At 71.0% G+C, this 12,264-nt stretch carries 15 protein-coding genes and 1 pseudogene; 4 read left to right on the top strand and 12 right to left on the bottom strand.

The window, feature by feature from the left end:
• Positions 1-89: 89 nt before the first annotated feature.
• A complete protein-coding gene (cofD, locus tag P0Y41_RS01935; RefSeq protein WP_284062327.1) occupies positions 90-1,082 on the bottom strand; it encodes a 2-phospho-L-lactate transferase in 993 nt (330 codons plus the stop codon).
• 106 nt (positions 1,083-1,188) lie between these two features.
• On the opposite strand from cofD, the gene P0Y41_RS01930 reads away from it, so the two are divergent.
• Positions 1,189-1,689: a gamma carbonic anhydrase family protein gene (locus tag P0Y41_RS01930; RefSeq protein ID WP_284062326.1), complete on the top strand. Its 501-nt coding sequence runs from the start codon at positions 1,189-1,191 to the stop codon at positions 1,687-1,689.
• Positions 1,690-1,709: 20 nt separating this feature from the next.
• On the opposite strand, the gene P0Y41_RS01925 is transcribed toward P0Y41_RS01930, so the two are convergent.
• From P0Y41_RS01925 to P0Y41_RS01900, 6 genes are all read right to left on the bottom strand, one after another.
• Positions 1,710-1,976: a DUF6199 family natural product biosynthesis protein gene (locus tag P0Y41_RS01925; RefSeq protein WP_284062325.1), complete on the bottom strand. Its 267-nt coding sequence runs from the start codon at positions 1,974-1,976 to the stop codon at positions 1,710-1,712.
• Between the two features lie 64 nt (positions 1,977-2,040).
• A complete protein-coding gene (gene ndk / locus P0Y41_RS01920) occupies positions 2,041-2,514 on the bottom strand; it encodes a nucleoside-diphosphate kinase (RefSeq protein ID WP_345783173.1) in 474 nt (157 codons plus the stop codon).
• The gene (locus P0Y41_RS01915; RefSeq protein WP_234296341.1) at positions 2,511-2,687 is read right to left on the bottom strand and encodes a 50S ribosomal protein L24e; all 177 of its coding nucleotides are present in this window, start codon (positions 2,685-2,687) and stop codon (positions 2,511-2,513) included. The genes ndk and P0Y41_RS01915 overlap by 4 nt, the downstream gene beginning before the upstream one ends.
• A 4-nt stretch (positions 2,688-2,691) precedes the next feature.
• Positions 2,692-2,916 carry a 30S ribosomal protein S28e gene (locus P0Y41_RS01910; protein ID WP_222607661.1) on the bottom strand — a complete coding sequence of 75 codons (225 nt, stop codon included), beginning with the start codon at positions 2,914-2,916 and terminating at the stop codon, positions 2,692-2,694.
• 6 nt (positions 2,917-2,922) lie between these two features.
• Positions 2,923-3,285, bottom strand: a complete 363-nt coding sequence (gene rpl7ae, locus P0Y41_RS01905) for a 50S ribosomal protein L7Ae (RefSeq protein ID WP_159669356.1) — start codon at positions 3,283-3,285, stop codon at positions 2,923-2,925.
• 208 nt (positions 3,286-3,493) lie between these two features.
• The gene (locus P0Y41_RS01900) at positions 3,494-4,168 is read right to left on the bottom strand and encodes a cyclase family protein (RefSeq protein WP_284062324.1); all 675 of its coding nucleotides are present in this window, start codon (positions 4,166-4,168) and stop codon (positions 3,494-3,496) included.
• Between the two features lie 182 nt (positions 4,169-4,350).
• On the opposite strand from P0Y41_RS01900, the pseudogene tmcA reads away from it, so the two are divergent.
• Both tmcA and P0Y41_RS01890 read left to right on the top strand, forming a co-directional pair.
• Positions 4,351-6,769: pseudogene (gene tmcA, locus P0Y41_RS01895) on the top strand (tRNA(Met) cytidine acetyltransferase TmcA).
• A gap of 126 nt (positions 6,770-6,895) precedes the next feature.
• A complete protein-coding gene (locus P0Y41_RS01890; protein WP_284062323.1) occupies positions 6,896-7,387 on the top strand; it encodes a DUF456 domain-containing protein in 492 nt (163 codons plus the stop codon).
• Positions 7,388-7,396: 9 nt separating this feature from the next.
• Here the strand turns inward: P0Y41_RS01890 and P0Y41_RS01885 are convergent, their stop codons facing one another.
• The 5 genes from P0Y41_RS01885 to P0Y41_RS01865 all read right to left on the bottom strand — a co-directional run bounded on the left by P0Y41_RS01885 (position 7,397) and on the right by P0Y41_RS01865 (position 11,357).
• Positions 7,397-8,242 carry a beta-keto acid cleavage family enzyme gene (locus P0Y41_RS01885; protein WP_284062322.1) on the bottom strand — a complete coding sequence of 282 codons (846 nt, stop codon included), beginning with the start codon at positions 8,240-8,242 and terminating at the stop codon, positions 7,397-7,399.
• Positions 8,239-8,433, bottom strand: coding sequence for a hypothetical protein (locus tag P0Y41_RS01880; protein ID WP_284062321.1), 195 nt, complete (start codon positions 8,431-8,433; stop codon positions 8,239-8,241). The genes P0Y41_RS01885 and P0Y41_RS01880 overlap by 4 nt, the downstream gene beginning before the upstream one ends.
• 112 nt (positions 8,434-8,545) lie before the next feature.
• Positions 8,546-8,953: a hotdog family protein gene (locus P0Y41_RS01875; protein WP_284062320.1), complete on the bottom strand. Its 408-nt coding sequence runs from the start codon at positions 8,951-8,953 to the stop codon at positions 8,546-8,548.
• An 89-nt stretch (positions 8,954-9,042) separates the two neighbouring features.
• Entirely contained in the window at positions 9,043-10,113 is a 1,071-nt protein-coding gene (locus tag P0Y41_RS01870; protein ID WP_284062319.1) for an amidohydrolase family protein, read from the bottom strand.
• Complete coding sequence (locus tag P0Y41_RS01865) at positions 10,110-11,357, bottom strand: HD domain-containing protein (protein WP_284062318.1); 1,248 nt, start codon at positions 11,355-11,357, stop codon at positions 10,110-10,112. Before P0Y41_RS01865 ends, P0Y41_RS01870 begins: the two co-directional genes overlap by 4 nt.
• A 117-nt stretch (positions 11,358-11,474) precedes the next feature.
• Here P0Y41_RS01865 and P0Y41_RS01860 point away from each other — a divergent pair, with 117 nt between their 5' ends.
• Entirely contained in the window at positions 11,475-12,215 is a 741-nt protein-coding gene (locus tag P0Y41_RS01860) for a DUF7537 family lipoprotein (RefSeq protein WP_284062317.1), read from the top strand.
• Positions 12,216-12,264: the final 49 nt, after the last annotated feature.

Genomic DNA, 12,264 nt, shown 5'->3' with positions numbered 1-12,264 from the left:
GCGTTCGTCGTCGCCACTGTCGCCGCTGTTCTCCCCGCCGTTGGCGCCGCCGTTCTCTCCGCCGCGGTGGTCGCCGGCGACGGGCCCGGTCACTCAGCCACCTCCAGCGCCTCCCGACAGGCGCGTGCGACGCGCTCCGCGTCGGCGGCGCCGTCGATCCGCGTGTCGGTGCGGACGACCGGCCGATCGAGGTCGGTGTCGTCCTCGTCGTCCAGCACGAACGCGTCGGCGAACGGATACGCGTCGGCGACGCCCGCGGTGCTCGGATCGCGACCGACGCCGCGCATGAGGTCGGCGGCCGGACCGGAGAACACGCGGTCCTCGACGAACGGCGAGACGGCGACGACGGTCGTCTCCGCGAGCGCCTCCCGGACGCCGTCGAGCGCGAGCATCGGGCCGATGCTCGTCACCGGGTTCGAGGGGCCGATCACTACCTCGTCGCGGAGTGCGGTACGGACCGCCTCGGTCGCCGTCGCGGCGTCGCTCCCGCGGAACTCAACGTCCTCGACAGCGGGTTGCCCTCGGTTCGCGACCCAGTACTCCTGAAAGTGCATGGAGCCGTCCTCGGTGTGGACGATCGTTGCGACGGGATCGTCGCTCATCGGGATCAGGTCGACGTCGAGCCCGAAGGCGTCCGCGAGCGTCCGGGTGACCTCGGTGAGCGAGCGCCCCTCGTCGAGCAGCGAGGTGCGAGTGACGTGGACCGCCCGGTCGCGGTCGCCGATCTCCATGAACTCTGCGACCCCCGAGAACCGGCGCCAGCGAGCGAGTTCGCGCCCGGTGATCTGCGCCTCGTCGGGGAGGTAGCGGGGACCGCCGTCCAGTCCCGCGGCGTCGGCGAGACGGTCGAGTTCCTCGTTGGTCTCGGTCGTGTCGCCGGCGATCCCCCACCACCGCTCCGTGTCGAGGACGCCGCCGCCGTGGAACAGGACTGTGTCGATGTCTGGGCACACGAGGTGCCCGCCGAGTTCCACGTCGTCGCCGGTGTTCCCGACGACGGTCGTTTCGGCGGGTGCGAACACGCCCGCGGCGCCGTCGAGGAGCTTCGGCGTGCCGGTGCCGCCGGCGAGGAACGTGACCATGCCCGCGCTTGCACGCCGGCGGGCTTGTATGCTGTCGTTGGGATCGTTCGGTCCGTCGGGTCGACGCCCCCACAGCTTCAAGCGGCGGAGCCGCGCACCGACATGCGTGATCAGATCCTTCGACGGGACGGAGCCGGACGTCGCCGACTCGGCGTACGTCGACGAGGCGGCCGTCGTCATCGGCGACGTGGAGCTGCGCGCGGGCGCGAGCGTCTGGCCGAACGCGACACTGCGCGGCGACCACGGTCGGATCGTCGTCGGGCGCGAGTCGAACGTGCAAGACGGCGCGGTGCTCCACGAGGACGCCGTCCTCGAACCGGAAGTGACGGTCGGCCACAGCGCTGTCGTCCACGCCGCGACCGTCGCCGAGGGCGCGCTCGTCGGCATGAACGCGGTCGTCCTCGACGACGCACGCGTCGGCGAGGAGGCGGTCGTCGGCGCCGGCGCAGTTGTCACCGAGGGGACGGAGATACCGCCGCGGACGCTCGTGGCGGGTGTGCCGGCCGAGCCGAAGACGGAGTTGGAGGATCCGCCGACGCGGGCGGCCGCCGCCCACTACACGGCGCTCGGGGAGCGGTACGCGGAGACGAGCGAGCGGCTCGACTGAGCGCGCCGCCGGCGTCGGGGCTACTCGTCGCCGTCGTCGGCGTCTTCTCCGGCCGGTTCCGTCGCGGCGTCCCGGCGGTCGATGACGAACTCGAGCAGAGCGCCGACGGCGACGAGCAGCGAGCCCCACCGGGTGAGCGAGACGTACCAGTCGCTCGGCTCCAGATCCTCCGGGTTCTCGTAGCCCGCGAGGAACAGCTGCTTCGCGTAGTCGATGGTACGTTCCGGGAACGCGAACCCGGCGAGACCGAACACGACCGTCGTGAGTGAGGATGCCTGTCGCTTCACGTGCGGCGGTACGTGTCGGACGCGCAAAAGAACCGCGGGCGGTCGGCGCCCGTGCGTGAGAGCGCTATTCGTCCTCGTAGACCCACGACGCCGCGTCGAGGTCCCAGTCGACGAGCTCGTCCTCGTCGAAGAAGAGGGCGATCTCGCGCTCGTTGGCGCCCTCGTCCTCGTGGTCGGAGCCGTGGATGACGTTGTGGCCGAGATCGAGGCCGAAGTCGCCGCGGATCGTGCCCGGGGCGGAGTCGGCGGGGTCGGTCTCGCCCATCATCGCCCGGACCTGCGCGGTCGCGTCGGCGCCCTCCCACACCATCGCGAAGACGGGGCCGGAGGTGATGAACTCGACGAGGCCCTCGAAAAACGGCTTCCCCTCGTGCTCGCCGTAGTGCTCGTGGGCCAGATCCTCGTCGATCTGCATGAACTTCGCGCCGACGAGCTTCAGGCCGCGCTGCTCGAAGCGGGAGACGACGTCCCCGATGAGCCCGCGCTGGACGCCGTCGGGCTTCACCATCACGAACGTCCGCTCGTCGTGTTCGCTCACTCGCGTCCCTCCGCCGTCCAGTCAAGGTCGCGCGCTTCGCGACCCAGATCCGCATTCTTCTCGCACTTGGCCGAACAGAAGTGCGTGACGCTGCCGTCGACGCTGACGAACATCGTGCCCGTGCCGGGCTCGATGTCGGCGCCGCAGTAGTCACAGTCTCGTTGCTGGGGCATTGGCTTACTGACCTCCGATGGAGTCGGCGTCGCGCTGAGTCTCGCGCAGCTGGAGGATGTCCCCCATCCGGACGGGACCCAGGACGTTCCGCGTGATGATGCGGCCCTGGTTTTCGCCCTCTTGGATGCGGCACTTGACCTGCATGGCCTCGCCGTGCATCCCGGTCTTGCCGACGATCTCGACGACCTCGGCGGGCGTGGAGCCGCTCTCTTGCTCTTCAGCGGACATGGTGGCTTACCGCAGTTCCTCGACCTTCCCGGCGATGTCGTCGATGTCCTCCTCGGCGTCGCCCGTCTCGGTGACGGCGGCGGCCGCGGAGCCGACCTCGAGGCCGGCGGCGTGGCCGACATCGTCCTGCGTCTCGATGAAGACGTAGGCGATGCCCTTCTCCTCGCAGAGTTCGGGGAGGTGCATGACGATCTCTTCGGGCTCGACGTCCTCGGCGATGTACACGAGCTTGGCGTTGCCGCGCTCGACCGCCTTGGTCGTCTCGTTGGTTCCTTTCTTCACGATGCCGGTGTCGCGGGCGACCTCGAGCGCGTCGAGGCTTCGCTCCGCGAGGTCCGCAGGGGTCTCGTAGTCGACGTAGACTGACATTGTTGTGTGGCTTCCCGCTCGGTGGCTCGACACCTCCGCCGGTCGTAAGTCCCTGACGACGGAGCGGGTCACGACCCCGAGCAGGTCGTACTCCATCCGTAATCGGGAAGGCCGTATAAACGTGTTCAATGCTTCGCGGCCGTGTGAGGCCGGCCCACGGCAGGTGCCGGCACTCTCCGATCGGAGGACTGCACGGGGTCGACGCCGTTCAGCGCGGCTCCGGCACCCTCTCGGCGACCGCCCGGACGGGCGCCCCGTCAGCGTCGACCCGGAGCGGGTACGCGCGAAGCGTGAACCGCTCCGGGAGGTCGCCACCGAGATCGAGATTCTCGACGATGAATCGACCCGAGCCGAGCAGTTCGCGGTGTGCCGGGACGCCGTCCGGTTCGTCGTCGCTCGCTTGTGCCGTGGGTGTCGGATCGGGGTTGATCGTGTCGAGGCCGACTGCACAGTCCAGGCCCGCGACGTGCCGAGCCGCTGCCGACGTCAGGTACGGGTGATCGAAGTAGCGTTCGTCGCCCCAGTACCCTCCCCAGCCGGTTCGGAGGACGAGCATGTCCGCACCTCCGGCGTCGTCGGGGAGCGCCGACGGCGTGATCGGTGCTCGGGCGTCGAGTCCGCCCTCGTCGCCCTCGCCGGCGAGGTCCACCAGCCGGGCATCGAACCGGAAGTCCGCGATTTCGTACTCGTCGAGGGTCGCGCCGTCGGGCTCCATGTGCGCCGGCGCGTCGATGTGCGTGCCGACGTGGGTCGTGAACGACAGCCGGGTAACGCGGTAGCCCTCCGCGTCCATCGTCGCGGTCGACTCGGCTGAGACGCCGGGGTCGCCCGGGTAGACGGGCATGCCGGGCTCGATGCGCCGGGTGAGATCGGTCGGGTGCATACCGGTAGTCCCGCCGACGGCGACGAGAGGCTGGCGATGCGCGTCGAGACCCGTCGGCGGCTGCGGTCGAAACGCGCAAGCCCCCGGCCCGAGGACATCACGGCGTGACACGCGACGCGCTCGCGACGCTCGCGGCCGACCTCCGCGCGGAAGCGCGCCGGACCGACCAGCGACGCCTGCTCGTGCTTCACGGCGAGCGCGACGACTGTCTCGACGCCGCCTTCACCGTCGTCGAGGCCGCCGAACTCCCCGACGAGGAGGTCGCGCTCCTCTCGACGCGCGAGGGGATCCGGTTCGAGCGCCACCGGCCAAAACACGCCGCTCGGCTGCTCGGGACCACGCGGCAGGCCGTCCTTCTGGACGCGTTCGCGGAGTTCTCGCCGAACGCCGTCGGCCAGTCCGTCGGCGCCGTCGACGGCGGCGGCCTGTACGTCCTCCTCGCGCCGCCGCTCTCGGAGTGGCCCGACCGCCGCGACGCCTTCGACGAGTCGCTCGCGGTCCCGCCGTTCGGCATCGACGACGTCTCCGGACGGTTTCGGACCCGACTCGTCGACACCCTCCGCCGGCACCCGGGCGTCGCGATCGTCGCGGTCGGCGCAGCCGATGACGACGGCGACGGCGGGACGGATGACTCCGACGGGGATACCGACGCCGGCGACGACGAGAACACCGACGACGAGACTGACGACCACCGCGACGACGGGGCCGATCGGGAGGACGGCCCAGATCGAGACGCCGCCGGCGGTCCGGACGAGATCGAACGCGACGGCCTGACCGGCGCCGATGCGCCGCCACCCGCCACGGAGCCGAGGACCCCGACCGATGCCGGCTTTCCCGCCGTCGCGTACGAGTCGTGCCTGACCCGGGACCAGTCGCGCGCGCTCTCCGCGCTGGAGCGCCTGGGGGAGCGACCGACGATCGCCCCGAGGCGGTGGTCGTCGAGGCCGACCGAGGCCGCGGGAAATCCAGCGCCGCCGGCATCGCCGCGGCGAGCCTCGCGGTCGAGGGTCGGGACGTGCTGGTGACCTCGCCGTCGTTCAGCGGGGCGAGCGCGCTGTTCGATCGGGCGCGTGCGCTCCTGGCCGATCTGGACACGTCGCTCGCGGTCGACGAGCAGCGACGCATCGTCCCCTCGAGAGCGGCCGACGGCGCCGGTGACGCGGACGGAGGTGGTCGGATCCGCTTTCTCCCGCCGGCCGAGGCGGTCGACGCCGCCGGCGACGCGGACGTCGTCATCGCCGACGAGGCGGCCGCGCTCCCGGTCCGCCTGCTGGCCGGGCTGCTGGACGCGCCCGCGGCGGCGTTCGTCACCACCGTTCACGGCTACGAGGGCGCGGGCCGGGGTTCTCCGTCCGGTTCCGCGGCCGGTTGGAGGAGGCGGACCGGCGGGTGACCGACGTGCGGATGGACGACCCCATTCGGTACGCCCGCGGCGACCCGGTCGAAGGGTGGGCGTTCCGCGCGCTCATGCTCGACGCCCGGCCCACGGTGGACGCCGCGGTCGCCGACGCGACGCCAGAGACCGTCGACTACCGGGCGCTCGACCCCGACGACCTCCTCGCCGACGAACACCTCCTCGGGGAGGCGTTCGGCCTGCTCGTGCTCGCACACTACCGGACCGAGCCGGACGACCTCGCGCGCCTGCTGGACGCGCCGAACCTCTCGCTCCGCGCGCTCACCTACGGTGGACACGTCGTCTCGGTCGCGCTGCTCGCCCGCGAGGGGGGCTTGGACGCCGCGACCCGTGAGGCGATGTACGACGGCGAGCGCGTCCGCGGGAACATGCTCCCGGACGTCCTGACGAGTCAGCTCCGCGACCCCGAGGCGGCCGCGCCGGTCGGCCACCGGGTCATGCGCATCGCGACCCACCACGCCGTCAGACGTCGCGGGCTCGGCTCGCTGCTGTTGGGCGAGATCGAATCGGAGACTGGCGACGGGGTCGACTACCTCGGAACGGGGTTCGGCGCGACGCCCGACCTGCTCGACTTCTGGGCCGAAAACGGCTATCGGACGGTCCACCTCGCGACGACTCGCAACGCCGCAAGCGGCGAGCACTCGGCGCTCATGCTCCGGCCGACGAGCGACGAGGGCCGCGCGCTCGCGCGCCGCCACGGTCGCTGGTTCCGCGAGCGCATCGGCGCGGTGTTCTCGGACGCGCTCTCGGACCTCGACCCGGACGTGGTCCGAGCGGCGCTCGCCGCCTGCGACGCCGCCGGCCACTCCGTCGTCGACTGCAGCGCCTACGAGTGGCGCCTGACCGTTGCGGCGGCGTACGGCCCCGGGCTCGCGGACGCGGCGCCGCGGCCGTTCCGTCAGCTCGCGCTCGCGCACCTGCTCGACAGCGGTGCTGACTGGACGGAAGTCTCGAACACGAGAGCGGGGAGCGAGCGGGCCCGCGATCGAGCGGTCGACCTCTCGGCGCGCGAGGAGCGACTCCTCGTCCGAAAAGTACTCCAGGCACACGAGTGGGAGACCGTCGCCGACGAGCTCGGCTACGTCTCGACCGCCGAGTGTATGCGAACCCTCGGCCGCGCGTTCCAGCCGCTCGTCGACCGGTACGGCGACGAGGTGGCGTTCGCCGAGCGCGAGCGGTACGAGTGACGTTCGCGCCGGGCCCCGGCAGCCGTTCGCAGCGCTCAACGCCGCCCGGTGAGCCGTCCGAGCGCCGCGGCGAGCGCGCGTCCCGGAGGCGACGGTGCTTATGCGGTTGGACGACTGATGCTCCCTATGGTCGACCCCGTGATCGCCGGTTCCCTCCTCCTGTTGGTCGCCGGCGTCTTCGGGAGCGTGCTCCCGCTGGTCCCCGCGGGTCCGCTCTCTGTGGCCGGCGTCTTAACGTATGCCTGGTTCGCGCCGTCGACGGCGCACCCGCTCGGCGTCGGGTGGATCGTCCTGTTCGTGATCGTCGGCGCCACCGCGTTCGCCGTCGAACACCTCGGGGGCGCGCTCGCCTCGAAGGCCGGGGGCGCCGAGACGTCGACCGTACTCGTCGCGGCGGTCGCGTCGCTGGCACTGTTGTTCGTGCTCGGTCCCCTCGGCATCATCGTGGGAACGGCCCTCGCAGTCGTCGGGGCCGAGCTGTACGCCGGGAAAGAGCCCGCGGCGGCGGTCCGCGCGTCGGCCTACACCGTCGTCGGACTGCTCGCGTCCTCCGCCGCGCAGTTCGTTCTCACGCTGTCGATACTCGCGGGGTTCCTCGTGCTCGTCTTCGTCGTCTGAGCCCCACGCTCACCGCCGCGACTCGACCCCGAGCAGCTCCCGCGCCTCCGCCGGCGACGCGACCGGTCGGCCGAGCTCCGCCGCAATCCGGGCCGCTCGCTCGACGAGCGCCTCGTTCGTCGCCAATTCCCCCTTCCGGAGATAGCTGTTGTCCTCGAGACCGACCCGAACGTGGCCTCCCAGGATCATCGACTGAGTGGTCAGCGGAAGCTGATGCGGGCCGAAGCCGATGACGTTGAACTCCGCGCGCTCGGGCAGCTGGTCGACCATTCGCTGGAGGTTCGCGGGCGACGGCGGCGCGAGGGTTCCGGGACCGAAGATCAGATTGAGGTACGGCGGGTCGTCGAGGTCGTCGAGGATCCGGAACGCCTCGTTGAGGTGCCCGTTGTTGAACACCTCCAGTTCCGGCGTGATCCCCCGCTCGCGCATCTCGGCGTGCAGGCCGTCGATCGTGTCACGGGTGTTCTCGCTCGTCAGGCGGCGCCCGCGGTTCATCGGCCCCATGTCGAGGCTCGCCATCTCCGGGGCCGGGTCGGTCCGCAGCGGCTCCGCTCGGAGCGCGTCGGGCGCGGCGGTGCCGCCGGTCGAGTGCTGGATCACGACATCCTCGGTCGCGTCGCGCACGGCGTCGGTCACCGCCTGAAACCGCTCGGTCGAGAACGCGCGTTCGCCGTTGTCTTGGCGGGCGTGCAGGTGGACCACTGCCGCGCCCGCGGCCTCCGCGTCGGCCGCCGCCTCGGCGATCTCCGCGGGCGTCTCGGGCAGACCGGGATGCGCCTCTTTTCCCTGAATCCCGCCCGTCAGCGCGGCGGTGACGACGACGGGCTTGCCGTCGAGGTACTCCTCGTACGTCATTCGTCCCACTCCGTCCCCGCGTGCTCGCGGAGTATCTCGCAGTCCGACTCGGGATCGAGCCCGTACCGCTCGTTGCAGATGTCGGCGTGAACCGGCTGGACGAACTCGCCGGCGACGGTGCAGAACGCGCGTGCGGTGTCGAACGACCGATCGCCGTCTGACTCGCGGTACTCGAGGTGCGGGCAGGCCATGACGGGACAAGGACACCCCGTCTCATCAAAGCGCGCGTCGGTGACGCCGGCGTCACCCGGCGGGAACTGACGTGGCTGGTCCCGAACCGCTGGCCCCGAACCGCTGGCCCCGCTACCCCAGGACGACGCCTTCGAATCCGCCGGTGAGCACGATCTCGCCGCCGTCGCGGTGACAGACGACGTCCGCTTCGACCTCCGCGCTGTCGGCCTCGTCGTCGGTGTCGTCGGCGCGGTCGACGGTGTCGAGGGTGACCTCACAGACGATCCGTTGGTCGGTGTAGACGGGCCGGTGGAAGTCGAACTCCATCGTCCGCGCGAGCACGTCGAGGTCGCCGCCGATCTTCGTCGGCATCGTCGCCGTCAGCAGGCCGTGAACGAGCAGGCGCCCGTCGTCGTCGGGCCGCTCGTGGTGCTCGCCGCGGTCCTCCGAGAGGTCGGCGAACGCCTGCACCTCCTCGACGGTGAACGTCCGCTCGTGGCGCAGCGTCGTCCCCGGTGAGGGGAGGTCGTCGAGATCCATGCCGATGGCGACGACCCGCTGGGGTTTGGGCGTGTCGGCGTTACGGCGGACGGGTCCGCCACGAGGGTGGAGGAGTCGCCGCTGGCGGGCTACGGAACGACCGCCTTCACGTCGCCCTCGCCCGCCCGCCGGACGACCGCGCGGACGGGGTCGCGCACGCCGCTGAGATTGTCCGTGTCGCCGTCGAGGACGAGCAGACGCGCGGGTCGCCCCTCCGCGATCACCCCGCAGTCCAGCCCGGCGATCTCGGCGCCGTTGACCGTCGCCATCCGCAACACCTCGACTGCGGAGGCGTCGGTGAGCTTCGTCGCGAACTCCATCTCGCGGAACATCGAGGGGCTGTTGAGCATCACGTTGTCGGTGCCGAGCGCGACGGTCGTCCGGTCGAGCAGGTCGCGCAGCGGCGGGACGCCGACGCCGGTGACGAGGTTCGAGCGCGGGCAGACGACGATCGGCCACTCGGCGTCCGCGAGCCGGTCGAGGTGCGTCTCGTCCGGGTGGACCATGTGGACGATGTGGTCCGGATCGAGGTCCATCGCCGCTGCCACGTCCAGCGAGTCGCGCTCGCCGGCGTGGATGCCGAACAGCTTTCCCGCGCGGCGGGTCGCGTTGCGCTCGGCGGCGAAGTCGTCGTCGCGGGCGCCGCTGGCGCCGAAGCCGGCGGCGAACGGGTGCTCCATCGCGTCGGCGGTTTCGCGGCCGAGCACGACCGAGTCGATCGGGAGCCCGTCGACGGCGGCCTCGATCGCCTCGACGCCGGCGACGCCGCCCTCGCGGAACTCGACGTGGGCGGTCGTCCCGGTCGCGTGCATGTACCGCAGCGAGCGGCGCATCGCGGCGATCTTCTCCTCGGTGTTCGTGCTCCGGAGGATGCGGTGTTTGAGTCCGTCCGGCGGCGCCACGAGCTCGTCGAGGTCCAGCCCGCGCCCGGCTTCTTTCGCCACCGAGTCCCCGATGTGGGTGTGGGCGTTCACGAACGCCGGGCAGAGGATGTCGTCGCTCGCGACGGATGCCTCCTCGATAGCCGCGATCGTTCCCCCCTCGACGACGACCCGACCCTCGACGGCCTCGAAGTCGCGACCGACGAGGATCGTTCCCTCGTAGGTGGCGGCGCCGGCTGCGGGACCGTCGGCGCCAGCCCGTCCGGTATCGCGGCTCATTCGCCTGCCCCCGTGGCGTCCGACTCGAACTCGTCCAGCGTCACGTGGACGCGCCGGCGCACGTCCGACACGAGCGTTCCCTCGATGTCCAGACCGAGCACGTCGACGGTCGCCTTCCCGACGCGGTCAGTCGCGTCGGCGACGGTGTACACGCCCATGCGCCACTGCTGCTCTTGAGCGGTCCGCAGGGCGGTCACGAGCGGCGAGTGGTCGCCCAACCGTCGGACCTCGCCGCCGACGAGCACTTCGGAAGTCGACTCCGTCATCGCCGGCGCCGACGGCACGTCGAGCACGACCGCAGACGGATCGACGGCTGCGCGCTCGGCGATGTCGGCCTCGAGCTCCCGGATCGTCCCGTGGTCGGCGTCTCGAAGCGACGCCGGCGTGTCGTCGTACTCGGCCCACACGGCGCGCTTGAACAGGTCGCGGCGGTCGTAGCGTTCCGCGAACGCGTCCGTCTCGGGTGTCATCCGCAGGGCGCTGATCAGGTCGTAGTCGTCCATCCGGCGGACGCGCTCGGCGGAGATGTCCGGGGTCGCCAGCAGGCGCTCGGTGGCGCGCCGGAGCATCGCCTTGGAGATCCGGGCGACCGGGTGAGCGTACACCGTCGGCGTCATCAGCGCGCGCGCCATCAACAGCGACTCGGCGGTCTGGACGTTCCCCTCGTCGAGCACGAGGTCGCCGTCGGCGAACGTCAGTTCGCGGACGAGGCGCTCGTGGTCGATAGTGCCGTAGGGGACGCCGGTGTGGTGGGCGTCGCGCACGAGGTAGTCCATCCGGTCCACGTCCAACTCCCCCGAGACGAGCTGTCCGTACTGTCCCTCGCCGGCGATGAGTCCGGCCACGCGTTCGGGGTCGAGGTCGTACTCGCGGAGCACGTCGCCGACCTCGGTGTCGACGAGCAGGTCCGTCACGTCGTCGTGATACAGGCCCGTGTGGCGGTGAAGCAGCTCCTCGACGTTGTGGGAGAACGGCGCGTGACCGACGTCGTGGAGGAGGGCGGCGGCGCGGACGCGCTCGGCCTCGACGCCCCCGACGCCCAGCGAGTCGAGCGCGCGGTCGGCGAGGTGATACACGCCCAGCGAGTGCTCGAAGCGGGTGTGATTCGCCGAGGGATACACCAGCTTCACCGTCCCGAGTTGGGCGACCCGTCGGAGCCGCTGGACGGGCCCCGTGTCTAGGAGATCCGCGGCGACGCCGTCCACGGAGATGTGGTCGTGGACGGAGTCTTTGATCGTCGTCATTTCCCGGCGATTCGCCGGCATCGTTGATAAACTGTGGGCGATTCGAGCGTCCCGGCCCGCGCTCTCGGGTCGAACGCGACCGGAAAGCACATTCCGTGTCCCCCGCACGCCGAGTCCATGGGAGCAGGCACACGACGGTCCCTCTGGATAGCTGCGGCACTGGCCCTCCTCGTCGCGCTCGCCGGCTGTACCGCCGGCGGAGCCCCGTACGAGGGCGCACCGACCGCCGAGGAAGTCGAGGCCGGCCACGAGGATGCGCTTCGTGACGCGGGGAGCTACACCTACACGCAGACCGTGTCGGTGAACGGGAGCTTCGTCGACCTCACGAGCAACGTGACAGCCGCAGTCGAAACCGACCCCGAGACGTACCTGGTGACACAGGAGACCGGCGACGGGAGCGTCTCGGTGTATCACCCGAGCGACGACCGGCCGTACGTCCGCACGCAGGCGGGGAACACGATCCGGTACGAGCGCGCGGACAACGAGTCCATTCCGGGCGCCGACGCGTTCGCGACGCCGACGTTGACCGAGCTCTCGTCGGGGTTCAACTTCTCGGCGAACGGCACCGCGCAGGTGGACGGCGAGGAGACGTACGTGTACGAGGCGAACCTCACGACGCTGAACGAGTCGGCGGTCGGACCGATCGGCGAGACGCTGGCCGAGGCCGACTCCACCGAGGCGACCATCCAAGTGTACGTCCGCGCCGACGGATTGGTCAAGCGCGTCAGCTACGAACTCGTCGTCGAGGGGTTCGGTGACCCGACGCGGCTCACGCTGACGAGTACCTACGAGGACGTGGGATCAACCACCGTCGACGAGCCGTCGTGGCTGTCGGAGGCGGAGTCGGCGACGAACTGACGCTCGCACCGACCCCGGATCGATCTCGTTCGCACAGGTTCCGTTCGCT

The sequence above is a fragment of the Halobaculum halobium genome (assembly GCF_030127145.1).
In the GTDB taxonomy this organism is placed as follows: Archaea; Halobacteriota; Halobacteria; order Halobacteriales; family Haloferacaceae; genus Halobaculum; species Halobaculum halobium.
This window is presented reverse-complemented; position numbering and strand designations above follow the sequence as displayed.

Excerpts from the sequence above, each read along its gene's own strand:
- P0Y41_RS01880 (WP_284062321.1), bottom strand. The coding sequence starts at position 8,433 with ATGGCCTGCCCGCACCTCGAGTACCGCGAGTCAGACGGCGATCGGTCG.
- P0Y41_RS01910 (WP_222607661.1), bottom strand. The coding sequence starts at position 2,916 with ATGTCCGCTGAAGAGCAAGAGAGCGGCTCCACGCCCGCCGAGGTCGTC.
- rpl7ae (WP_159669356.1), bottom strand. The coding sequence starts at position 3,285 with ATGTCAGTCTACGTCGACTACGAGACCCCTGCGGACCTCGCGGAGCGA.
- P0Y41_RS01865 (WP_284062318.1), bottom strand. The coding sequence starts at position 11,357 with ATGACGACGATCAAAGACTCCGTCCACGACCACATCTCCGTGGACGGC.
- P0Y41_RS01860 (WP_284062317.1), top strand. The coding sequence starts at position 11,475 with ATGGGAGCAGGCACACGACGGTCCCTCTGGATAGCTGCGGCACTGGCC.
- P0Y41_RS01875 (WP_284062320.1), bottom strand. The coding sequence starts at position 8,953 with ATGGATCTCGACGACCTCCCCTCACCGGGGACGACGCTGCGCCACGAG.
- P0Y41_RS01915 (WP_234296341.1), bottom strand. The coding sequence starts at position 2,687 with ATGCCCCAGCAACGAGACTGTGACTACTGCGGCGCCGACATCGAGCCC.
- P0Y41_RS01890 (WP_284062323.1), top strand. The coding sequence starts at position 6,896 with ATGGTCGACCCCGTGATCGCCGGTTCCCTCCTCCTGTTGGTCGCCGGC.
- P0Y41_RS01885 (WP_284062322.1), bottom strand. The coding sequence starts at position 8,242 with ATGACGTACGAGGAGTACCTCGACGGCAAGCCCGTCGTCGTCACCGCC.
- cofD (WP_284062327.1), bottom strand. The coding sequence starts at position 1,082 with ATGGTCACGTTCCTCGCCGGCGGCACCGGCACGCCGAAGCTCCTCGAC.
- P0Y41_RS01900 (WP_284062324.1), bottom strand. The coding sequence starts at position 4,168 with ATGCACCCGACCGATCTCACCCGGCGCATCGAGCCCGGCATGCCCGTC.
- P0Y41_RS01870 (WP_284062319.1), bottom strand. The coding sequence starts at position 10,113 with ATGAGCCGCGATACCGGACGGGCTGGCGCCGACGGTCCCGCAGCCGGC.